Genomic DNA, 21571 nt, shown 5'->3' with positions numbered 1-21571 from the left:
CGCTCGAAGAATATTTGACGCCGGACCGGTCACTGCGGGCAGCGCGGCAGGAGCCGGAGACACTTCCGGATATGCTGCCCAGCGTGACAAGTAGGCCGATCTCGCTGCACTCCGCGATCTCGGTCCACGGCTGGGATTTCTTCGACGGCCGCAAGGTCTGGTACGAAGCCGAACTCGAGCTGAACTTCGCGCTTCTCGCCAAGATGCGGCCCGACGTCGTCACAATCGCAGAGCAGCCGCCGGCGGTGATCTACGTCGACGACCATGGTCGCGAACGTCGGCACACGTTCGATTTCCAGCTCAAGCTGACGGCGGGCAGCACCGGCCTGGTCGCGGTGAAGCCGGCAGGCCTTGTCGAGAAAACCGGCATCGGTCGCACGGTCGAGCTTATCGCGGAGCAGGTTCCGCCGTCGCGAGCCGACTGGGTGCTCCTCTTCACCGATCGCGACCTCTCGCCGATCGATCTGTTCAACGCGCAGGTCATCCATCACGCCCGGCGAGATCCCTGGCCGGAAGACGACGCTGCCTTGGCCAAGTTGCTGCGTGGCTTAAGGGGCGAGACCACCATCGGGGAGTTGGCGTCCAAATCCGGCCTGGCCGGTTACGGGTTCGATACCGTGGTCCACGCCATCGCGGACGGCAAGCTCCGCCTCCTCGAATACGGAATGCTCGATGACCACCGCGTCGTTGCAGCGTCAAGCCGCAAGCGCAAGGCTTGAGGTAGCCACGATGCTGGGGCGCGCCCACGAACTCATCCCTCCGAAGCTTCCGCGGTCGCGGCAGGCCGTGCGCTGGCACGTCGGCGAAACCGCCGTGCTCAGACTGCTGGGAGAGCCATGCGTCCGCAAGAGCTGCGACAAGAACGGGTTCGTGTTCGAGACCGTCGCCGAGCCGAAGCGATCCATCCCCCTCACCTTCGAGGAATTCGACCTCCTCAAGGACGGCTACGAATTCGACTTCGATGCGCTCGGGGCAACACCCGGAAAGGCCGCGGCGGTCCTCAAAAGCGACGAGGACATGATCGCGAACCTTCCGGACGAGGTGCGCGAGCTCGTGAAAAACAAGCTCATCGCAGTCAAGAAATTCCTTGTTTTGGAAGCCCGCGGCGCCGCCTCGCGCTATCGGCAGAACCTCGGACCGCTCCTGCTGAAGATGCAGGACGAATTGTTTGCGCCGAAGGCAGAGCCTAAGGGCGGGCGAATGTGCGCACCGACTTTTAGGCTCGTTGGACCCAAGCGCTTCCTCGAGTGGGTCGATGATTATCTCGAGATGGGACCGCTCGGTCTGGTGAACCAGCATCACCTCTGCGGCCGGTGGGGAGACCGCTACAACTGGGAAGAGCGGCTGGTCCTGATCGACTATGTCTACCGCTATCTCAGCCGGGAAGCTCCGACCATTGCCCATCTTTGGGGCGAAATGGAGAAAGAATTCGCACAGCTGAACCGCGGGCGCATGGAGGCGGCTCACCTCGATCTTCGTGACTACGAAGGCCTCGATCTCGCGCGCGTTTCCAAGGACCTCAAGGAGCACATGGACGGGCGTGGCGTTACGCTGCTGACCTGCCCCGCCATTGATCTTCTCCGCGCTGAAATCCGGCGCCTACCACCGTTCGACGTCATCGCCGCGCGCAAGGGCGAGGAAGTCGCACAGCGCTTCTGCCATCCCTCCAAGGGCGGCGTGCAGGGACTGATCCGGCCGATGCAGCGGGTCGAGGCTGACGATTGGAAAACTCACCTCCACACCCTGGTCATGGAGCTGCGGCCGCTCTGGGATGCCATCAGCCCCGAGCTGCGGGAAGCGGCGCCAAAAAAACGTTGCGTCTTCAGCGCCGCAATTTGTTGCACGACGCGGGTCATTCCCGCGATGACGCTCGCGCTCAGCACCGGTGCCTCGAATACCAAGCAGTTGCTGCGGATGTGCGTGTCCGACAAGACTGCGCTCGCGCGCTCCATCGGCTGCGAAACGCCCTGGGAATACCGCGCAACGATGGACACCTTTGTAGTCGACGAGGGCTCCGCCCTGCTCAACGCCGAGACCGAGTTCGTCTGCTCCGACCTCGGCATCGCTTGGAAGAGCCCGCAGATCAACACGCCGCAACAACGCCCCAAAATCGAGCGGTTCTTCCAAACCCTGGATATCCGGAGCCTCCTGCGCTTCTCGGGTCGGGCATTCTCTAACCCGCAGGTGCGGGGCAAGTACGAATCCCTGGCGCGCGCATGCGTCACGCTCGAGGAGCTGGCCGCCCTCATCGTCCGCTTCGTCGTCGATCAATATCACAACCTGCCGCACGCCGGTCTCGGCGGCGAGACGCCTCGCGCGTGCTGGCTCCGCCTCACCAAGAAGCGCGCCCCCACGACACCGCCGGGCCCGAGCCGGGTCCGCTTGGCCTTCGGAGAAAAGTTCACCGTCACGATGCAGGCCGAGGGCATCGAGATCTTCGGCAATTGGTATCGCTCGCCCAAAACAGACGAGCTGTTCCAGCGCCGGCCGGAGCGCGAATACACCGTGACGGTCGACGGCGAGGATCTTGGCGCCATCTCGCTCCGGGTCGACGGCGGCTGGCTAACGGTGCGCGGTCCCGAGATCATGAAGGGCGTTAGCATCGCCGTCTGGGAAGCGACGCTCGCAAACCTCCGGCGGCAGGACCAGGACCTGCAGAACCTCGTCAAACCGGTCGTTCATCGCGCCATCGAGTTCGCGCAGATGGGCGACGCCGAGACCCGCAAGCGCCTCAGCATCCTCTACCGGCCGAAGAGCCGCGAGCAGCTCGAAGCCATCCGTGTTCGCATGAACCAGACGGTTCGGCACCGCGAGGAGGTGCTCGCGCCGCCGGCCGGTCCGCTTGACGTTCTCGCCCGCCGTATTCCCGTCGGCACGAAGGCACCGCGACAGCTGGCCCTCAACCTGCCGCCGGCAGCTGCGCCGGCTGAGCCCGTCAGGAAGCGCGCCGCTCCTAAGGCGCGCGCGAAACCCGCATCGAGCCGACCAGCCACACGCAAACCAGCCCGCCCGTGGAAGCCCAAGGAGCGCAAATGATCATGCACGACAACGCCGATCCCGCTGCCTACCTCCGCGCGCTGCTCGATCCGTCCGAGCGGGATTTCGTCGACCGCGTCGAGAAAGCCAAGACGGCCTACATGACGTCCGAGCGCGACGATGATCTCGCGCGCCTCTTGAAGCGGCTCACCACGAACGCCGTCATCCGGCGCGACCCCAACCAACCCCACGCGGCCAATAATCGCGCGCCGGGCAAGGGCATTGTGATCGTGGGTCCCAGCGGCGCCGGGAAATCGAGGCTGCTGGACGAGACCTTCCGGGACCACGCGGCCTTCCCCAACTTCGGCGTCCAAGGCACCTGGTGTCCCCTCATCTCCGTCACAGCGCCGAGCCCCTGCACCCTTGGCCAGCTCGGTATCCGTCTCCTCGATTTGATGGACTACGACCTCCGCCGCGAAATCCGGGAAAACAACGCCTGGCTCCGCGTCCGGCAGCAGCTGCGCGAGAACAACATCCTGTTCCTGGCGTTCGACGACCTTCAGCACGTCCTGCACGGCTATAGCGAGGACGAGATCCAGAAGGTGCGCGACACCCTCAAGGACCTCATGACCAATCCGGTTTGGCCGGTGCAGCTCATCCTGTCGGGGATACCCGAACTGTTGCCGTTCTTCCGGCACGACCGCCAGCTTCGGCGCCGGCTTCGTTTCCTGTACCTCGAGAAGCTCTCGCCCAAGCAGCACACCGAGTTCCTCACGGAGGCTCTCAGCCACTACGCTGACGAGGTGAAGCTCAAGCTCGCGATCAAGCCCGAAGATGACCTCGTGGCCCGGCTGCTCCATGCCGGCCAATACGAGATGGGCATCACGCTCGAGATCCTTTCCGAAGCGATGGAGGAGGCGCTCGACCACGATGCCAAGAGTATCACGATGACCGATTTCGCTAACGCGTACGCCAGCCGCAATCTCATGCCGGACGACCAGAACCCGTTCATCTCCGGCGCCTGGCACACGATCGACACCACTCGCCTCCAGACCAAGGACGTCGAAGAGATCGACGACGCAATGACGCCGGCCGGCAAGAAGAGGGGCAAAAAGTCATGAGACCGCTGCGCCAGACCGTTCCGCTCGGCGCCGGCGAAACGCCGGCCTCCTTCGTCTCCCGCCTCGCAGCCCGGCACGCGCCGTCCGCCCGCGAATTCTGCCTGGACTTCGGCATCACCTTCCAGAAGGTCGTCGATGGAGATCCGGAGGCGCTTGCCATCGTCGCCGCAAAGGGCGGTGTCGATGCGGCCGCGCTCGCGGACAGCGCGTTCATCAAGATCGGTGAGCGGCGCTACCGGCTGCGAGGCCAGGAGCTCGTCCGCGGTAGTCTGCGGCGGGCCGCCGTGGCGATCTGCCCGCACTGCCTTTCGGACGACATCGCAGCCACGTCCTTCCTGCGGCCCGAGCTTGCGCCGTACCAGCGGTCAATCTGGCAGATCGCCGCGATCAAGACCTGCCCGGTTCACGACATGCCGCTCGCCATCCTGGATCAGGATCTGACGGCGAGCCTGCTGCATGATTGGTCCCACCACGTCGCCAAGGCCCTCCCCGACCTGGCTCGCCTGCTGACCGAGGCGGAGCCGCGGCCGCTCACCGGGCTCGAGTCCTACGTCAACTTGCGCGTGGCGCATGGGCGCGCCGACGTGCAGTTGCTGGACACCCTCCCGCTGCACGTCGCCATTGCCGCCTGCGAGCTGTTCGGCGCGGTCGCCGCGTTCGGGCGCAGGGTGAACCTGAAGCAGCTCACCGATGAGGAATGGCGCCAGGCCGGCGGCACCGGCTTCGACGTCTTCGCCGGCGGGCCGTGCGCCATCGAGACCTTCCTCGCGAACCTGCGCGACACCTATCCGTATTCGCGATCGGGCAACGAAGGGCCGCAGGCCCTGTTCGGGCGCATCTACCAGGTGCTGGAGTTCGGACGGGAGGACAAGGCCTTCGACGCCTTGCGAGACCTGGTCGGTGGCTTCATCCGAACGCGCCTGCCGGTCGGTCCTGGCGACGTCGTGTTCGGCAAGCCGGTCGAACAGCGGGTTCTGCACTCGATCCGGACGCTCTCGATCGAGACGGGCCTCCACCCGAAGCGTCTCCGGAAGCTCCTGCAGGCCTCAGGAGTGCTGACGGAGACCTCGGACGACGTTGTAGACGCAAATTGCCTGTTCGACGCTCAGCGAGGCTCTACGCTGGCTTCGCAGGCCTCGGCTGCCACCCTCTCCCTTCGCGCCGCCGGCGAATACCTCAATGCTCCCCGGGTGCAGCGGGACCGGCTCTACCGGGCCGGCATCATCGTGCCCCGGATACGCGGCGGCGAACATGGCGCCGCCGACCAGTTCGACCCGGAGGACCTCGATGCCTTCCTGGCCAGGCTGCTCGACGGCGCCAAACCGGTCCGGATGGCGGCCGACGGCCAGGTCACCATCGCACAGGCCGCCCACCGCGCCTTCTGCATGAGCGAGGACGTCGTCCGGCTGGTGCTCGACGGCAAGCTGCAGCGGAAATGGAAGCTCGCCGGCGAGCACGGCTACATGTCCCTGCTGCTGGATCTCGAAGAAGTTCGGATGCTCGTGCGTGGCCCCGACCATGGCGGGCTCACCGGGCTCCAGATCAAGGACAAGCTGTCTACGACCGCCAAGGTCGCGAGCGCTCTCATCAAGCACGGCCACCTAAAATCGATCACGGTCGTCAACCCGATCAACCGCTGCCCGACCGTGGTTGTGCCCGTCCACGAGGTGGAGCGGTTCGCCCGGGAATACGTCTCCCTCTTCGCGATCGCCAAGCAGCGGGGCCGGCATTTCCTGGTGGTGAAGAAGGAGCTCCAGGACGCCGCCGTGGAGCCGGTGTTCAATCCCACGAAAATCGGGGCTACGTTCTATCGGAGGTGCGATTTGTCTGAATGCCGCTAACCTCGCGACCATCAGGCAAATCGTGTACAATCTGGCTGCTACGCTACTTTGGGTCGAGTGAGAACTGGATGATCAAGTCTGGAATCCCAGTCATTGCGGCTATCCTCCTCTGCTTACCATTAGCGCAGACCGCGACGGCAGCCGGCGAGCCCTCTCGACCACAAAACCCCAAATCTCAAGCAGAATGCATGTCTTGGGGTAGATCTTATCAGTCGTACTGGGACGATTTTATAGCTCAAGCGCGCCAGCGCGATGAGAAGTGCAAGGCCACATTCAAGGGAAGCTACAAGTCCGTTCGGAGTTATTGCCCAAACGCGACAGGTCAAGTTGACCATCAAAGCCCATGTGACGATGGAGCGATGTGGGTCGGGTGTGAGTGGATCGGGTACTTCCACGGTATGGGTACTTGCCTCTCCGCTCTAGCCCATAACCAGAAATCCGAGGCTACGGCCAAGGGCACAAGCGACCAAAAAGCTGGGCAGGTCGTTGAGCTCGACGCCGATGACGTCGCGTTCCTAAAGAAGATCGCGAGCCAGGATCAATTCATTCGTGATCTGGCGAAAGGAAGTGCCGACGCCGACGCGATAGGCGACGTACTCAAACTAGCAGCAGTGGGCCCTGCCAAGCTTCTGGTGAAATGGAATCAGGGCCTTATAACAGAATGGCGACGAGCAAATGAGCGCCTGGACACATTGAACAAGCACGCAACCTGTGAGGCAATCGTCGAGCACTCGTTGGATACCAAGGCAATTTCTTATTTTAACCAGCTTTACGCCGCGCGCGGTTGCGATAAGTTCTGATGGGGCAACCCCTGATTGCTGGTATTGCTTTATCGTGAATTTCTTTAGACGGAGTGTTCTCTTGTTCGGGGGACTTGTAAGACTGAGAAGGGCCTCGCTGCTCTTGGTCGCAGCAGCCATATTCGAACTCGTTTTCACCCTGGCCCAAGTCCAGCCCGCCAACGCGCTGGACCAAAGCCGATTTGTCGTAGACGGCCTCCCACTTGGTGGGAAAGTGCGCGCGGACAGCAGCGTCTATAGGCAATACGACTGTTCTCCGAGCACGCAATATCGAGGACTGACTTATTGCAAACGCGTAAAGATCGACAACAAAAACGGCATCAGGCTCACAACAACAACGACAATCGCGCATTCAGATGACGGCACCGTTGCTTATGTCAATCAGTTCATCGAGCCAGCGTCATTCACCCGAGTGGACATCGACGCGGAGATAAGAAGGCTATCAGCCAAATTCGGCGAGAACGTTCGCCTGCTGGAGGCGCCCGAACAAGTTGGGCTCCCTAAGGCCGTCATAGCCACTTGGGGCCCTGTTAAGCTCGTGAAGCTGGCCGAGGCGGATCTTGCCGTTTTACGTGGTGATAAAAGCCCGGAGAAGGGATTTTTGGTTGACCAACTTGGCGACTTCAGCCGATCGGCACGGGCCGGGCTTCCCGTCTACACCATGCAGGGTGAATTCGGGTACATCTGGATCGCAAACTACGACGAGCAAGGTCGCGGTACACTTCGTTTCCTGGCCGTAAATGCGGCCACCCTCTCGGCCGCTTTCATGGGCGCGCCGACACCGCAGCCGAACTCGACCGTTGTTGTCGCCGCAGCAAATCAACCGCCGGCAGCCGGCCGCACTAGCGCCGACGGTCAAGTCCGGCTTGCCCTACAACTTCTCGAAAGCGCGTTCGAGTGCCCAACTCCGATCGTGAGCTTCAATGAGGCCGATCAGCCGGTTCAATCCATCGGACGAATGAGCTTTTCCGGGGGACAAACGGACTTCCTCTTAACCGAGAGGTCAAGGATGTTGTCCGACGTCGGAGCCATGTTCGGCGGAGCCAGCACGGGGCCGAGCGAAACCCATATGACGATCGTCACAAACGCCAATTATGCCGACCTCGAATCTGTCGAAATTGATGACGTCCGCCCCCAGGGTTGGCATGGTGGTCCGGCTCTCCAGATCCACTGCCGATCGAACCAGAAATGCTTCTACACCCAGAAATTCCGGGATACTGGTCCCGAACGTGTGAGGCAGCAAAACTATAGGAGCGACGAAGCTTACTTCTCATTCTGCGACGCCGCGACGCGCGATAATGCCAAGGCTGCCTTCGAAGCGCTGATCGCAGCAACCAAACCTACGCAACCGCAGCTCACGGCACGGACGGTCAAGAGTGCGGCATCGGGCGGTTATATCAATTTGCGCGAGGGTCCGGGTCTGGATCGAAATGTTCTCGTTCAGATCCCCGCCGGCGAGACTATCGCGGTGGATGAAGGGGGCTGCAAGCCTGGAAGCGACGGTACAACCACATTCCCCTTCTGCCCGGTAACTTGGAAGGGTCGGAGTGGCTGGGCTTCCTCAAGCGGTTTCAACTAGGCCAGGGAGACTTTTGCAGTGTGGAAGCATCTTGATCTAGCGATATTGACCGCCTCGCCCGGCTCGCCGACTGCGCCATTATCATTTTCGTTGGGCGTTTTGTTGGCCAGTTCGTTGATCCTTTATGCGACGCAAAGCCAGGCTGACTATGATTGCGTCTCGATCAATCAGACAACGCAAGGCCCTCCCTATGCTGAGTTCGACATAAGCAATAAGTGCGGAGGAGGAGCAAAAATCTTTTGGACGAGAAGAAGCCCGGACGGGAAGCGGACTGAACAGGGGTCCTTCTTCATAGGGGGCTGCAAAACATCACATGAGCAATACTTCCCTGGAGAGTATTCTATGGGAAGCATTGAGTTCCCTAGCGGCGGTGATGCCGCGCTCTGTTTAGGCTCGGCAGACTCAGCAAAGCGTGACGACCCGAAGCCGCAACCCGCGGGCGGCAAAGGAGTCCCTGCGCAAAAATCGGGAAACCCCGCTGGCAGTTCAACTGCGTCGGATCTGGCGAAAAGGCTTCAGGCCCAGCAGCAGGCTAACGTGAACATGGAGGGTGTCCGAACGCAGCAGGAGGCGCAGTTTTCCCAAGATGCGGCCAAGCAGATTGCAGCCGGCAGATCTCTGCGAGAGGCCCAATGCGAGCGCGAGCGACCGGTCGACGAGCGTATTTCGGACTGCGAAGGTGTGCGATCTGACCAACGTGAGCGGGGGTGGTCCGCGGAGTATGTTCGCGAATATTACCAAGCCTGCAAAGGCGTGGATCTCGCTGTGTACAATCGCTGCATGGCAAGAGCAAAGGGCGATGATGCCTCGGCTAACCAGCATGATCGTACGGTACGGGAGCTTCTAAAGGCGAAACAAGAGATTCGCAAAATTGCAGTAGGCGAATTTCGGCAACGTCGTGACGCTCAACGAGCGACGCAAGAAATGCAAGAAATTTTCAGCAATATGAGCCCCCAGGTAGAACCAGGTTACGCTCCTTCAGTCAACTCGCCGCCGCCGGCACCGCCGCGCGGCTACTCACAGCCCTCGCAAACGACACCCGCGTATACACCTCCCAAACCTGTTCCGCGGACAACCACTCCGCCTCATGGCTACACGGTTCAGTAGTCGAGCTGTAATAGCCGCTCGCGCCTGAATTTCTTACGGCGTCAGCGTGCCCGATGCTTCGAGGTGATTCAGGGGACCTTCTTTGCCCGGATGTCATCAGTCTCCGCGTCGAAGCGCAGAATCCAGCACGTGCGAATTCAATAGGTTGCAACGGCAGTAGAGGACGTACTTTGCCCGGCGCTGCAGTCCCCTAGAAGTTGGTCCCCTAATCGGGGTAAAGTAGGTCCCCTATTCTTGAGGCAAACAAAACCCCGCCGGCGACGGCGGGGTTTTCCATTTCTACCGGGACCTTTGTCCACTTTACCTCAATGAGCGGTCATTCCTCACCAACGTGGATGCGTAACGGCGGTCGCTCCGTATTGGGACTTCCATTCGTCGTAGACTGGACGAAGCTCCTCCGGGATTTCCTGTTCGAAACCCTCATCCATCTTGAACTGAGGCATCCAGTCCCGGACAACGGTCAAGAGCGCCAAACCTTGCTTCTCGTCTTTGGGTCTCTTCAGAGGATTCCGCTTTTCCTGACGAGACATCCAGAGCTTCTGCAGCGCGAACCATCTTGGATCAGGCACAACCATCCTGGCTGGACTGCCGTCGCGGGCCACGACGACGCGCGTAACGAATTTCCCCCGCAACAGCCACTCTTGCTCATGAAGAGGAAAGGGCTTGGGCTGGTCTCTTTTGCCCATGGTCGCCATCTTGGACGGCGCAACCAGGAGCTCGACTTCGTACGCTTTCGCGTTGCGCGCTTGGAACGGCCTTTCGGTATTAACCGTGTACGTTGGATCGACCGATTTCAGCAGCGCCCAGACGGGATTGTCCTGTTCGTCGCTCTCTTGGCCGGCCCAAGCCATGTCGAAATCGTTCGTCTCCGAGGGGGCGCTTGCGATCCTGCCGCCGGCTTCGATGAAGTAGGCCGGCACTGCGTTGGTCCCCACCACCAGCAAATGCGAACCCAACAAGGAACGGCGGTCCGCTTCGCGCAGGATCTCCGCAGCCTCGGCAGGGATCATCGGGAGGCGCAACGCGCGGTACAGCCGGCAGGTCTCCCCCAACCTATCCTGGCTCTCGGTGCGCCGGTTCGCGATCGCTGCTTTTTGTGTCTGGTAGTCCCCGAATTTGGCTTCGGTCTCTGGGGACCGCGGGCCGAGGCTCTTGCCGTTGCCCACCCGGTCCAGCAGTTCGTACAGGTAGTCCTTGCCCCCAACCGACTTCCACCTGAGATTATAGGGGAGAGCCGCGGCCGCCCTCTCCGCCTCCATCCAGACCTCGTACTGTTGCTCGAGGTTGATGAGGACGCGGGTTTCCTCGTCGGAAAACGGGATGAATTCTGCTGGCATGTCCACATTATCCAGCAAAATCGCGAAAGATTCAAATCGCTGGATAATGCAAGCATAAACAATGCTTTAGCTGAACCGCACCCCAGAGATCGCATCCACCTTTGGACAAGGGGTGGAACCGGACCGCACAGTTTTTGCATCTTCCGATCTTCAGCGAAATCCCGCTGAAATCCAGAAGGCCCCTCTAATGGAACCGGTCTTTCTTAGCTATCACGACAAACCACGTTACGTGATGATGTCGCTCGAGGAGTTCGTGAAGTTGAAGGGCGCCGAAATCGTTGCCACTCCGGAGTCATTCCCGGAAAGCCTCCTCGCTCGCATCCGAGAGATCGCAGACAGCCATCCGGAAATCGAAGTCGAGATCTCAGGCGGCCTAGCTGACGAGATTGAGCAGTCGGGGACCGCTGGTGGCTTCAGACCTCGATAAGCATCCAGTTCCAACTACAGGTCTGGTTTTCCGTTATGACTATCTTCGGCCACGTGAATTCGCCGAGGGCGTCGAGCATGGAAAAAACAGGCTCGCTTGCATTCTAGTCACCCTGCAAGAAGGCGAGGTGTTTGCCAACGTCACGGTCGTCGATGAGGCTTCCAAGCGTTCGACAACGATTACGTTGCGCAAAAAACGACGTCGCGATTATCTGCATTCAGACGGATCCACCGGACAAGAACCAACTCGGCGTAAAGTTGGATATCCAAACCAAGCGCTACATCGGATTGCCTGCCGATCGGGAGTCATGGGCGATTGTGTCGGAAGTCAACATCGACACATGGTCTTCATCCGGGATGAACCACATTCCCGGCAAGTCGGGTCAGTTCATCTACCCTCGTTCAATGCCTGGACCTATGATGGCACAGCTGGCTAGGTTGTTTTTGAGGCTCTGCGAGCTCAAAAAGATCTGGGCACTTAAACGGCATCCTTAGCTGCGGCGTCTCGCGGGTTGCTTACCGCAAGGAGATCCGAGTTTTCCGACATGCCCTCTAAGCCCATTCAACTGACCAACGACGCATTCCTGATGTTGCGAAAGGCGATCGAAAACGTGGACGCCGGGATCGGTATCCAGTTGGGTGCGGCCGACATAGTAGCCGCAGCCGAACTGATCGAGGCGGAGTACGCCGCCGTTCGGGACACCGATACTAGGATCGAGCTTCACGTCACATCGGCGGGAGTCAAATACATGAAGATGATCGATGCCCTATTGGCAATTCCGTACGAGGGTTCGGTCGTCGAAAGCGAGATTCCCGAGCAGTACAGGTGAGATTCCAGTGACAAAGACGTATCGGACGAACGCCGAGGCTTTGGTCCTTGATGAGGCGGACGCCCCGTTTCCGTCGTGCGTGACGGCGTCTATGTCGGCACGAACGGACAGTTCGGTTCTTCTGTCATTGTGGCGTTCGCAGCAGGGACAATGGGCCCGGCGAACGTTTCGCCGCGGATCGTCCCCGAAACACTGATCTGGGTACCTTGAAGTCGCTGGACAGAGCGAAAAGCAGCGTTGTCGATCGGGTCGCCAGAATATGCTCCGTCATCGGCAATGAGCCACGGTATGCGCTCTTTGTCGGCTGTGGTCTCGATGATCAGCCGCCCTTTCACGGTCCTGTTGGACGCCCGCTTCATAGAGTCCCAGCGCGCCAGCAGCTCGGGCGTTGCCTTGGCTGCGACCCTCTTTTTCATGCCTTCACTGAGGGGTTCGACCGTGACGAAACCTTGTTCAACTTCGCTTTCCAGCACGCGACGCTTCAACCAGTCGGGCCTGTTGTCGAGGGCAGTCAGCGCGGCACCCCAAACGAAATCGAACCCTTTACGTTTTGCCATGGCAGGAAGCGCCGCCCGTAGGAGCCGCCCGTACCCCTGCCCGCGCAGGCTCGGCAGGATCGCGAGCGATTCCACCCTCAACCCTTCGAACCCGTCGTAACGAGGCGTGACGAATTTGCCATCGTAGAGAGTGCTGAGGTTGCTCTTACGGACCAGGTAGACGCCGACAATTTCGCTATTCCGGCGCAAAGCCAGCGAAAGGTTCTCATCCACTAGATGCAGAGCTCGGATAATTTCCTTTTCAGACCCCATGTGTGCGAACGTGCGCGCAACGAGCTTAATGCCCTTTACGCGATCCCTCCGCCCGAGCGGCCCTAACGTGATCGTTGCATTCTCTACGGCTGTCGGCTGCATGAGTGGATAATTCCATCCCCAAGGGAAAGTGGCAATAAGCTGGGATTTCTTCGATGGCCGCAAGGTCTGGTACGAAGCTGAGCTCGAGCTGAACTTTGCGCTGCTCGCCAAGATGCGGCCCGACGTCGCCGCGATCGCCGAGCAGCCGCCGGCAGCTCCAATCTGGCCGCCTATCTGGCAAACGAATGGGGTGTTAACCAATGTAATTGCACATTTTTGCCCGGAGGATTTGAAAGCGTCTCGTCAAGCTCATAAATTGAGGATGCTAACTGGAGAATTTAGTGTGTCGAGGTCACGGATCGATATCCTGATGACGGAACGAAGGGATGAAAGATTGTCCCTGGCTTCCAGGCGTGCGGTTGCCTCACTGGACGCGCTTGAGCGGGCTGGCTTCCCCGCATGGGTGGTCGGATCGCTGGCAAAAGGGACCTTTGCCGTCCACTCGGATGTAGATTTTTTGGTCGACTGCGATCCGGCGACGGAGATGACCGCATTTCGTATTCTGGAGCACTCGATGCGGGATTTTCCGTTCAACTTCATACCCACATCGGACTTGGATGACACGAAGCGAAAAGCCATTATGAAGGAGGCGGTGGATGCATCCCGCATTCGCTCTTACGCGCACTAGGCTTACTGAGACGCGGGCCGAATTCGACGCATTTCTCGCCGCGAATGACGAGCGGCTTGTGCCGCTCGAAGAGGCGATCGACGCCGCTGCAAAATGGCTTCGGACCGTGTCTCGCGCCAGTGGCGTTGAAGGCGTCTATACCGGCATGGAGAATGTTCTGCGAGAGGCGCTTAACGTCGTGGATGGCGGGGTGTATGCGAAATCCGAGAGCTACCACGCTCAACTCTTGGCGCAGGCTGCTGAGAAGACTGAGAAGCGACGAGAGATTATTGGCAAGGACCTCTATGCTCTCCTGGACGAGCTTCGCGCATTTCGCCATCGCGAGCGCACCAGCTACCGCCTGGTTCTCAAGGAAGATCTCGTGAACAAAAACTTGCAGCTTCTAAAAAAGGCTTTTCCGCTATTTGAGTCGGAGATTGTTTCGTTCATCGAAGACTGGGAGCACAAGCCGCGGACGGACGAAGAATCAACTCCTACCTGTGGAATATAGCGACACCGACTGCCGGAGGGCGCGGCCGACCTCTCAGACGGGAATTGCCTGTTTGACGCCCGGCGAGGCTCCACGCTGGCTGCGCAGGCCTCGGCTGCCACCTTCTCCGTCCGTGAGGCCGGCGCGTAGTCGGGGCTGCGGTACTCGACGCCGACCATTCCCAGGCGCCATCTGCACCAGCTGATCGTCACCTGCACGGACCAGGTCGTGTTCGAAATTAGGGGACATACTTTGCTCGGTATCCGCCAGATTCCGGTGGTTTGCGGGGAATTCGGAGTGTTGGATTCCAATGACTTGCAGGGCCCTTTGAGGACGTACTATGCCCGGCGCGCCATAGATCCGATCCGGACACACGCAAAGGGCGGCCGAAAGGGCCGCCCTTCTCATTTCAGCAACTTCATCCGCTTAATGCGTCGGGCCACCCGCTCCTCACGGCTCATCATTGGCCACCGCATTGCTGCGTGCCCGTCTCGCAGCTCGCTTCGCCGCTTTCCTCGCAACCCAGCGCGCGCGAAACTGCTTCGCGGCGCGAAAGGTGCGTGGTGCCACGACCTGGAATGCCATTGAGGCTATTCCGGCGACCATTCCTTTCACCACGTCGAAAGCGAAATCGGGTCCAAAATGCTCCCACACGACCCTGCCTCCTTCTCGCGAAGGCTCCGCCGGGCGGAATGGGTAGCTTGCGAACATGAAAAAGCCCCGTCCGTCGCCGGCGGGGCCTCGGGAAAATCTCTGGGCGCCTTGTTCAGCGCACGCGAAATCTCTCGGTACACCCGCTCATGGTGGACTCGATGAACCAGCTGCAAAGCATGGCCGTGCGATGAAAAACGCCCATAGCGATCACCCAGAAATTTCGAAATGCGAAGGCGCCAGATGCACAATGCCAAACGCGCGCACGAGATGCCGGTTGGCGGCAGATAAACAGACTGAACGGCCGCCGTCTGTGGACCAATTCACAATTGCGGTATGACTTTTTTTGGGCGCACAGCAATTAGCACGCAAGATGGGTTAGCGTAGCGTAACCCATCTCTCATTCCCCGCGCGGACAAGCGGCGGTGGATTGCCCCCTCGGCAAGACTTACCGAACGCAAAATACGATCTCGGCATCAGCGAACCCATCTACCTCACTAATCCCACGGCCGCGGCGGAGTTACGGTGCACTAAATCGGTTCCGGCTCCGACGCTCATCAATACCCACCGTCGAAATTGCCTTTGCGGTCGAGCCCTTCCCCCCTAAACTTCAGACATCACCGGCATGGGTTCCGACGGGCCCGGTAGAAGCGGAGTCAAGTTATGCCCAAACCGGAAAGCTTCCCGATCGAGAAGATCTTCGTTCCCGCGAAGCAGATGAAGGCGATCAGGCCCAAGATCGTCGGGGAGATTGCGGAAAGCATTCTGGACATCGGACAACAGGCCCCCATTTCCGTTCGGCTCGACGGAGACCGCCTCGTTCTGGTCGAGGGACTGCATCGGCTCGAAGCCTGCAAGGCGCTTGGTGAGACAACCATTCTCGGCGTCCTGGTTCCGGCCGAGCTTGCTCACCACAAGCCGCTGCTGTCCGAACGCCCCGAAATCGAGGCAGAGCGCATCAAGATGGCGCGCTTGAAACAGCTGCGCCTCGAGAAGGAAGCCGCGGAGGCATCGATTGCTGAATTGAAGGGCGTCGGCGCAAAGGAAGCGACGCGCACCCGTCCGACGAAAGGCATCCGCGACAATCCGAAGGCATCACCGGGCCGGACTGCAAGATCGAAACCGAAAACATTGTCGGACTGGATCACGCAGCAAAAGAGCAGCGGCGGCCGCTATTGATTGTCGCACTATGGTGACAGCGCACTCAACGCCCTGACCTGGCTCTGCCGTCAGGAATCAAAGCGCGAACCTCCGTCAATGCCTCCAACGCAATTTCACAAGCCTCGTCGATGAATTCCTCCCCACGCGAAGTCGCGTTGATTAGACTTCTCATCTCCGCCTGATATTGGCTCTTCGCGAGGTTCACCCGGTTCAACGCAGACGAGACGACGTGCTGAGTGATGGCCGGAGATCGCGCGATCTCGCCCAGCGCCGAACGATCATGCAAATAGATCGCGGCCAGATCGAAGGCGTCGCGCGCCGTGTAGGTCGACGCGCGATAGACCAGTTTCTTGGTCGCGATTTCCGCAGACCGCTCCGCCGCAATCGTGCGCTCGCCAAATCTCAGGTCATAGGTCGGATTGGCGGTGTATGACGGGGCGTTGAGGAAATCGATCTCACCTACGTCGCGCAGGGTGAGCTTCGGGTACTTGCCCGGCCATTGCCAGCCATCGCAGAGCGACTTCGTGACCGGGTTCATGTTCGGTGCGAGGTTCTTCAAGGCGGTACTTGAAAAGGAAGATATCGACGTCGTAGCTGATCCGGTGAGCCAGAATCTGCGCCAGCGCGGTGCCGCCGCCGAACGTCCAAGGTCCGGCGCCGCCCTCCAGACCATCGAGGGCGACCAGCCTTCTGCAGGAGATCTTCCCACCGCGAGGGCAGCCATCTCCCTGACCCATCTTTCATTCTCGGACTCCGTGACCTGCCAGGCCTCGATTGCCTTCAATAACTCGTCGAACGTCACGATATGATCAACGAGGAGATTGTGGATGACTGAGACATCGACCTCGTCGAACAACGCTTGCACGTACACGCGCCATTTTCGCTCGGAGATCTCCCCCTTCAGACAGGCCAGCAGCGTGCCTTCGTCGATGGCGGCAGGCATCGGCGTGTTGATCGTCGTTACAGCCGCGGTCAGGTTCTCGAACGCATCTTTCGTCATCCCCGCAATATGGGCGCATTCGGAGAAAGTCTCAACCGCCGCCAGCCGTAGGGGCAAGGCCGCTAGCGGCTGCTCGCCGCGTCGGTCTCCTTGGGCGCCGGTCCCGGCTCGCGAGGTCCATCCGGCCGGGCCTTCTGACGCGCGCCCGCCATGAAAATATCCTGCACCAGCCCGAGCTTTCCCAGCCCCAGAATGATCAGGCCGTTGATGTCCAGCTCGTACCACGCATGCGAGAGATACGCATCGCGCGGAAACCGGTGGTGGTTGTTGTGCAGGCCTTCGCCGAAGGTGAGGATCGTGGTGACGAGCTCATTGGTGGTGCCGTCATTGGTATCGAAGCGGCGGTAGCCCCAGCGGCCGTCGCTGTGGCAGACCGAGTTGACCAGCGAGGTGGCCATGGTCATGACGTAGCTGCGGAACAGGCCTGAGAACAGGACGCAGCCGATCATCGTGCGCATGCCACTGAGCGCGAAGCCGAGGGCGGCGGGGATGATCAGCGCCGACAGCGCGTACCAGTACCAGCGTGTCCTCGTGAAGAACATCGCGATCGGGTCGGCCAGGATGTCCCTGGCGTAGTATTCGGCATCGGTGGTCTCCTTGTCCCACACCCAGCCACCCTGCGCGTGGCCCATCCCCTTTGCAAAACTCTCGATGCGGTTGCCGGAGCCATCATAGTAGGGGCTGTGGACGTCGCCGGGCCGGTCGGAGTGGAGATGGTGCCGGCGATGGTTGCTCACCCATTTCAGGATCGAGCCCTGCACCGCCATCGTGGCGATCGCAGCGAGGATCGTGCGCATCACCGGACCGCAGCGGTAGCTGCGATGCACGAAGTAGCGATGCATGAAGCCGATGCCCATCGTGGTCAGCACGAACATGCCGGCGAAGACCGAGATCTCCACCCAGCCGATGCCATAAATGACGGTCCAGAGCAGCGCCCCGATCGAGCCTCCGATCATGAGCGCGAACGAGATGTAGGAATCGCGAAATTTTGCATCGACCACGGGGCCTTCGAGCAGCACGCCCGCCGGCATTTTCGCCTCCGCGCCCTGCTCCACGCTCTCGACTATGGTCATTTCAGGCTCACTTCCAGAACACTTCTGCAACGTAGGGTACAGACGCGAATAATTTCTAGCAAGAACCCGATCGGCCGCGCGACCTGCGCTTCGCGCCGTCGCGCGGCTAACCGGCCCCACGCACTGCCGGCTCCGGCCAAATCTCATCACATCGCCGCCACGCAAGTGACAACCCGCAATCGCGATTTCAGCGCAAACGCGACGGAGGCTTGCGGCTTCAGCGATATTCAGGAGCCATTTGCAATGTTGAGTACGGTAGAAAATAAGCCAACGGGAAAATCCGGCCGGCGCGGCGGCAAGAAAAAGGCCGGGCAACGGACCGGGGCCGGGGAGCACCACGCAACCCCGGCGCATCCATTGCCGGATGCCTCGGCGGAGATCAGCCAAGAGAACAAAGAAGAGAACAAGGAAGAGAACAAGCAAGAGAACGGGCCAGAGACCAAGCAAGAGGTCGAGACGAGCCGGCTGATCGGTGAGCAGGTTCCCTCGACTGCAACCCTGCCGCCCGGGATAGAGATCGCGGCAAGCGCGCCCGTCACACCAAGGGACCCCTCTCAGGCCGGCACGCAGGCGATTGCCGATGCCTATGGCGATTACGTCAGGACGTCGCTTGAGCACGCCTGGACCTTCCTGGGACAGCTCGCGACGGCGCGCTCACCCATCGAGGCCATCGAGCTTCAGATGGCGTACGCGAAACAGGCGTGCGAGGCCTTCGTCGCCAAGTCCCAAGAGATCGCCGAGCTGCATGAACAAATGAACAGACAAAGGGCCATGCATTTTGAGGGGTTCGTGGCCAGGCTCACCCAGACGACGCTCGAAATCCGCGCCACACGTCACTAAAGCATGGACCCGGAGGGCCGCCTTAGCGCAAAGCGCGAAGCGGCTTTCCGGAAAGATCATGCGCAAACAACAACCTGAAGCGCGATGACGATTCCTGATCTCGTCGCGCTTTAACGGCGGCCGCGTATCCCGGGCCGCGTGGCCGGAAGCCCTTAGGGGTAGAACCCTTGCGAAACCCATCGTGCGATCATCGACATTGATGGGCTTCGCTCCGCTCGACTCAACCTACGAACTGCGCTTGCGCGGTCGCGGAGCTAACCCACGCTGCGCTCACTCTGCCCGCTCCCCGGGTCCGCCATAATTTTTTCCTTGCACACGCGTTGTGTCGGACCGCGGCGAGACCTATCCTTGCAGCGATCGGACCGCCTCCCATTGACGCCCGACCGGATGGAGAGCGCATCGGTGCCTGAGACGAACGACCCCAAACCCGAGACCGACAAGCCTGATAACGCCAAGCTTGACGCCGCCAAGCCTGATGCTGCCAAGCCTGATGCTGCCAAGCCTGATGCTGCCAAGCCGGACGAGGCGCGCGTCGATGGCGGGCTGGCGCGGGCCTATGACCGGATCAAGAGCGCAGAGCAAGACCTTGCTCGGCTGGACCGGCTGGTTTCCGGAATGGAACGCAACAGCGAAAGCCCGCCCGTTTCGCACGCCAGCGCCGCTGCGACGGCAGCCGCTGGTCCCGCAAGCAAGGCGCCGACACCGGCTGCCAAGGGTCCAAATGACAGGCTTCGCGATCAGGGCCTGAAGGGAGACCGGACCATGATGCGCGCCTTGGTTGGCCTCGTGCTGGTGATCGGCCTTCTCGGTGCGGCCTTCGCTTCGCAATATCGCGATGAGGCCAAGTCGATCGGCAAGTCGATCAGCAAGTCGATCATGGCACGATTGGGTCCGCCCGCCAGGAGCACACAATCGCAAGCCTCCGCCGTGGAAAGTCCGGCGCAGCCGCCGGCCATGCTGCTGGCCGCGGCGGATGAGACGAGCCCGGCGCCGCCGGTCGCCAAGAACACCGAAGCCGACGATACGCAAGCCAAGGATACGCAAGCCAAGGACCCGGAAACCAGACCAAAGCCTGGCGCAGCGGCGCCTGAGGCGTCATCGTCCGATCTCGCGCAATCGCTCAGGGCCATCACGAGCGAGCTTGCGAACATCAACGGCAAGCTCGAGCAACTGAAAAGCCGCAACGAGCAGACCCTGCGCGAGCAGGCCGACACCATTCAACAGCTCAAGGCGGCGCAGGAGAAGGATGCGGCGGACAATGCGCGCCTCGCCGCGCAGGTCCAGGCGCTGCAAACGCAGCTGACGGCGTCATCGGCCTCCGCAGCCGCAAAGCCCGTCGTGCGCAGTGTGAACAACGATACGGCTGCGCGTGCCCGGCCCCATGTACCAGACGCTGCGCCCCGGCGGCCCAGGCCGCCGCGAGGTCCCTGGATGCCTCCGCCTTATATGGACCCCTATTACGGCGATCCAGATTGGTGAGCTCACAAGGCAGGCTACCCTGCCGCAGCAGGGCTATCGCATATGCGGATAATGCTGCAGGTTGGATGTGCCTTGTGAGGAGCCGATCGCACCACAAACTCGTCATGCCCGGGCATAGCCGTCCGCAAGGACGGCGTCGCTTCGCTCGCCTATGTCCCGGGCATCCACGTCGTGTTTTGCAGGAGTGAAGACGTGGATGGCCGGGACAAGCCCGGCCATGACGATGTGGAAACGGTAGCGCCAAAAATCACATCGTTTTCATATGCGATTGCCCTGACTGCCGCAGGGTGGGCAAAGGCGAACCTCTTCGAGCTACGGCGGACAGGTCGCTTTGACCACCCTTACGAGAGCTACGCGAGCCGGGTGCTACCACCAATACGGCCAGCGCCATCCCTCATAACGAACATATGACGGCACAAGCGGTGGGCCATAGGGATCGACACGGTCGTCTTCAGGGCGATAACGATAGCGCGGAACGACATAGTAATCCCACGGCGTCGGCCGGAGCACAGGCGCGGTGACGATGAGCCTCTCTTGTGGTGCCCGGACCACGACAGCCTTTCGCGTCCGGGCTTCCGCACCTGACGTTGCCAGGCTGCACAGCACCACGGCGGTTCCGAGCGCACACGCGAGGGTCATTTTCTTCATGCGTTGGTCTCCTTCACGACGAAGAGTGCTCAAGGATGCAAAGCAAGGCAAGCTATTTCGCTGTTCGATTTGCCTGATTGACCGCTGCGACTCCGCCGATGTCGGCCGCCGCGCACACTCAGCTCGATGTGAGCCGAGACGGATACGTCGTCAACGCCTACGCCGCGTCGGCGTCCTCGGGCGCAGGCCCTGCCACGAGCCCGTCGAGGCCGACCATCAGCAAATCGGCGATGTGCATCAGCTGGTAGAGCGGAATGTCCGCCTCGCCCATCTCGGCCCGCGCCACGAAGGCGGGCGCAACGCCGATGCGCTCGGCGAGCTGGGCTTCGGTGTAGCCGCGGCTCTCGCGCGCGGCTTTCACACGCGCGCCGATGCCGAGCCGGTGCCGCGACTGCTCGTCCGCAGTCATCATGGCGGCCTGCTCCTCCGGGCTCGCATAGCCGTCCGCGAACGCGGTGCCGATCAGCCGCTCCTTGCGCCAGGCGAGCCGGCAGGCCTTGCGCAGTCCGCTCGAGAAGATCACCGAAAACTGCTCCGGCACCCAGGCCGAGCTGTTGAGCTGGAGGCGCGCGCCGGTGCCGGAGACATCGCGGATCGTGCAGGGCACGCTGATGCTGCTGCCGGCGCCGTTGTCGAACTCGACAATGCCGGTCCGCAGCGTGTGATGCCTGACTGCGGCGCGATGATCGCCCAT

The 21571-nt window shown here is 61.0% G+C and carries 20 protein-coding genes; 14 read left to right on the top strand and 6 right to left on the bottom strand.

The features are described 5' to 3' along the window. Positions 1 to 14 precede the first annotated feature (14 nt). The 7 genes from AC5V87_RS19680 (at position 15) to AC5V87_RS19650 (ending at position 9424) form a co-directional block, all read left to right on the top strand. Positions 15 to 719 carry a hypothetical protein gene (locus tag AC5V87_RS19680; protein ID WP_495367519.1) on the top strand — a complete coding sequence of 235 codons (705 nt, stop codon included), beginning with the start codon at positions 15 to 17 and terminating at the stop codon, positions 717 to 719. Then, a complete protein-coding gene (locus AC5V87_RS19675) occupies positions 673 to 3036 on the top strand; it encodes a TnsB C-terminal domain-containing protein (protein ID WP_495367518.1) in 2364 nt (787 codons plus the stop codon). Before AC5V87_RS19680 ends, AC5V87_RS19675 begins: the two co-directional genes overlap by 47 nt. Next, a complete protein-coding gene (locus tag AC5V87_RS19670) occupies positions 3033 to 4097 on the top strand; it encodes an ATP-binding protein (RefSeq protein ID WP_495367517.1) in 1065 nt (354 codons plus the stop codon). The genes AC5V87_RS19675 and AC5V87_RS19670 overlap by 4 nt, the downstream gene beginning before the upstream one ends. Then, complete coding sequence (locus AC5V87_RS19665; protein WP_495367516.1) at positions 4094 to 5938, top strand: TniQ family protein; 1845 nt, start codon at positions 4094 to 4096, stop codon at positions 5936 to 5938. The genes AC5V87_RS19670 and AC5V87_RS19665 overlap by 4 nt, the downstream gene beginning before the upstream one ends. Positions 5939 to 6006: 68 nt before the next feature. Then, complete coding sequence (locus AC5V87_RS19660; RefSeq protein WP_495367515.1) at positions 6007 to 6738, top strand: hypothetical protein; 732 nt, start codon at positions 6007 to 6009, stop codon at positions 6736 to 6738. A 103-nt stretch (positions 6739 to 6841) separates the two neighbouring features. Beyond that, positions 6842 to 8317 carry an SH3 domain-containing protein gene (locus tag AC5V87_RS19655; RefSeq protein ID WP_495367514.1) on the top strand — a complete coding sequence of 492 codons (1476 nt, stop codon included), beginning with the start codon at positions 6842 to 6844 and terminating at the stop codon, positions 8315 to 8317. Positions 8318 to 8335: 18 nt separating this feature from the next. Next, positions 8336 to 9424 carry a hypothetical protein gene (locus tag AC5V87_RS19650; RefSeq protein WP_495367513.1) on the top strand — a complete coding sequence of 363 codons (1089 nt, stop codon included), beginning with the start codon at positions 8336 to 8338 and terminating at the stop codon, positions 9422 to 9424. Positions 9425 to 9747: 323 nt separating this feature from the next. On the opposite strand, the gene AC5V87_RS19645 is transcribed toward AC5V87_RS19650, so the two are convergent. Continuing rightward, on the bottom strand, positions 9748 to 10761 hold the full coding sequence (locus AC5V87_RS19645) for a GSU2403 family nucleotidyltransferase fold protein (RefSeq protein WP_495367512.1): 1014 nt from the start codon (positions 10759 to 10761) through the stop codon (positions 9748 to 9750). A 187-nt stretch (positions 10762 to 10948) separates the two neighbouring features. On the opposite strand from AC5V87_RS19645, the gene AC5V87_RS19640 reads away from it, so the two are divergent. Further along, positions 10949 to 11188, top strand: a complete 240-nt coding sequence (locus AC5V87_RS19640) for a hypothetical protein (RefSeq protein WP_495367511.1) — start codon at positions 10949 to 10951, stop codon at positions 11186 to 11188. Positions 11189 to 11732: 544 nt separating this feature from the next. After that, positions 11733 to 12017: a hypothetical protein gene (locus AC5V87_RS19635; RefSeq protein ID WP_495367510.1), complete on the top strand. Its 285-nt coding sequence runs from the start codon at positions 11733 to 11735 to the stop codon at positions 12015 to 12017. A gap of 89 nt (positions 12018 to 12106) precedes the next feature. Here AC5V87_RS19635 and AC5V87_RS19630 read toward each other — a convergent pair whose 3' ends face one another. Beyond that, positions 12107 to 12928 carry a GNAT family N-acetyltransferase gene (locus AC5V87_RS19630; RefSeq protein ID WP_495367509.1) on the bottom strand — a complete coding sequence of 274 codons (822 nt, stop codon included), beginning with the start codon at positions 12926 to 12928 and terminating at the stop codon, positions 12107 to 12109. A 28-nt stretch (positions 12929 to 12956) separates the two neighbouring features. Here AC5V87_RS19630 and AC5V87_RS19625 point away from each other — a divergent pair, with 28 nt between their 5' ends. From AC5V87_RS19625 to AC5V87_RS19615, 3 genes are all read left to right on the top strand, one after another. Continuing rightward, entirely contained in the window at positions 12957 to 13556 is a 600-nt protein-coding gene (locus AC5V87_RS19625; protein WP_495367508.1) for a nucleotidyltransferase domain-containing protein, read from the top strand. Next, positions 13525 to 14046, top strand: coding sequence for a ribonuclease toxin HepT-like protein (locus AC5V87_RS19620; RefSeq protein ID WP_495367507.1), 522 nt, complete (start codon positions 13525 to 13527; stop codon positions 14044 to 14046). The genes AC5V87_RS19625 and AC5V87_RS19620 overlap by 32 nt, the downstream gene beginning before the upstream one ends. A gap of 1293 nt (positions 14047 to 15339) precedes the next feature. Beyond that, positions 15340 to 15855, top strand: coding sequence for a ParB N-terminal domain-containing protein (locus AC5V87_RS19615; protein ID WP_495367506.1), 516 nt, complete (start codon positions 15340 to 15342; stop codon positions 15853 to 15855). A gap of 25 nt (positions 15856 to 15880) precedes the next feature. Here AC5V87_RS19615 and AC5V87_RS19610 read toward each other — a convergent pair whose 3' ends face one another. Both AC5V87_RS19610 and AC5V87_RS19605 read right to left on the bottom strand, forming a co-directional pair. Continuing rightward, entirely contained in the window at positions 15881 to 16837 is a 957-nt protein-coding gene (locus tag AC5V87_RS19610) for a hypothetical protein (RefSeq protein WP_495367505.1), read from the bottom strand. 62 nt (positions 16838 to 16899) lie between these two features. Continuing rightward, on the bottom strand, positions 16900 to 17910 hold the full coding sequence (locus AC5V87_RS19605; protein ID WP_456838688.1) for an acyl-CoA desaturase: 1011 nt from the start codon (positions 17908 to 17910) through the stop codon (positions 16900 to 16902). Between the two features lie 243 nt (positions 17911 to 18153). Between AC5V87_RS19605 and AC5V87_RS19600 the strand changes: the two genes are divergently transcribed. Both AC5V87_RS19600 and AC5V87_RS19595 read left to right on the top strand, forming a co-directional pair. Further along, on the top strand, positions 18154 to 18750 hold the full coding sequence (locus tag AC5V87_RS19600; protein WP_456838689.1) for a phasin family protein: 597 nt from the start codon (positions 18154 to 18156) through the stop codon (positions 18748 to 18750). A 387-nt stretch (positions 18751 to 19137) separates the two neighbouring features. Further along, positions 19138 to 20229 (top strand): hypothetical protein, encoded by a 1092-nt coding sequence (locus AC5V87_RS19595; RefSeq protein ID WP_495371923.1) that lies wholly within the window; start codon positions 19138 to 19140, stop codon positions 20227 to 20229. Positions 20230 to 20595: 366 nt separating this feature from the next. Here the strand turns inward: AC5V87_RS19595 and AC5V87_RS19590 are convergent, their stop codons facing one another. Both AC5V87_RS19590 and AC5V87_RS19585 read right to left on the bottom strand, forming a co-directional pair. Continuing rightward, complete coding sequence (locus tag AC5V87_RS19590) at positions 20596 to 20877, bottom strand: hypothetical protein (protein ID WP_456838690.1); 282 nt, start codon at positions 20875 to 20877, stop codon at positions 20596 to 20598. A 157-nt stretch (positions 20878 to 21034) separates the two neighbouring features. Next, positions 21035 to 21571 (bottom strand): helix-turn-helix domain-containing protein, encoded by a 537-nt coding sequence (locus AC5V87_RS19585; RefSeq protein WP_495367504.1) that lies wholly within the window; start codon positions 21569 to 21571, stop codon positions 21035 to 21037.

The sequence above is a fragment of the Bradyrhizobium sp. SOJA106 genome (assembly GCF_059448745.1).
The sequence above is the reverse complement of the archived record's forward strand: the minus strand, read 5'-3'. Positions and strand labels throughout refer to the sequence as shown.

Bases quoted from the DNA above. Each gene is read 5' to 3' on its own strand.
- AC5V87_RS19675 (WP_495367518.1), top strand. From the start codon at position 673: ATGACCACCGCGTCGTTGCAGCGTCAAGCCGCAAGCGCAAGGCTTGAG.
- AC5V87_RS19620 (WP_495367507.1), top strand. From the start codon at position 13,525: ATGCATCCCGCATTCGCTCTTACGCGCACTAGGCTTACTGAGACGCGG.
- AC5V87_RS19590 (WP_456838690.1), bottom strand. From the start codon at position 20,877: ATGAAGAAAATGACCCTCGCGTGTGCGCTCGGAACCGCCGTGGTGCTG.
- AC5V87_RS19605 (WP_456838688.1), bottom strand. From the start codon at position 17,910: ATGACCATAGTCGAGAGCGTGGAGCAGGGCGCGGAGGCGAAAATGCCG.
- AC5V87_RS19615 (WP_495367506.1), top strand. From the start codon at position 15,340: ATGCCCAAACCGGAAAGCTTCCCGATCGAGAAGATCTTCGTTCCCGCG.
- AC5V87_RS19585 (WP_495367504.1), bottom strand. From the start codon at position 21,571: ATGGGCGATCATCGCGCCGCAGTCAGGCATCACACGCTGCGGACCGGC.
- AC5V87_RS19670 (WP_495367517.1), top strand. From the start codon at position 3,033: ATGATCATGCACGACAACGCCGATCCCGCTGCCTACCTCCGCGCGCTG.
- AC5V87_RS19635 (WP_495367510.1), top strand. From the start codon at position 11,733: ATGCCCTCTAAGCCCATTCAACTGACCAACGACGCATTCCTGATGTTG.
- AC5V87_RS19665 (WP_495367516.1), top strand. From the start codon at position 4,094: ATGAGACCGCTGCGCCAGACCGTTCCGCTCGGCGCCGGCGAAACGCCG.
- AC5V87_RS19640 (WP_495367511.1), top strand. From the start codon at position 10,949: ATGGAACCGGTCTTTCTTAGCTATCACGACAAACCACGTTACGTGATG.
- AC5V87_RS19595 (WP_495371923.1), top strand. From the start codon at position 19,138: ATGGAGAGCGCATCGGTGCCTGAGACGAACGACCCCAAACCCGAGACC.
- AC5V87_RS19630 (WP_495367509.1), bottom strand. From the start codon at position 12,928: ATGCAGCCGACAGCCGTAGAGAATGCAACGATCACGTTAGGGCCGCTC.
- AC5V87_RS19600 (WP_456838689.1), top strand. From the start codon at position 18,154: ATGTTGAGTACGGTAGAAAATAAGCCAACGGGAAAATCCGGCCGGCGC.
- AC5V87_RS19660 (WP_495367515.1), top strand. From the start codon at position 6,007: ATGATCAAGTCTGGAATCCCAGTCATTGCGGCTATCCTCCTCTGCTTA.
- AC5V87_RS19645 (WP_495367512.1), bottom strand. From the start codon at position 10,761: ATGCCAGCAGAATTCATCCCGTTTTCCGACGAGGAAACCCGCGTCCTC.
- AC5V87_RS19610 (WP_495367505.1), bottom strand. From the start codon at position 16,837: ATGACGAAAGATGCGTTCGAGAACCTGACCGCGGCTGTAACGACGATC.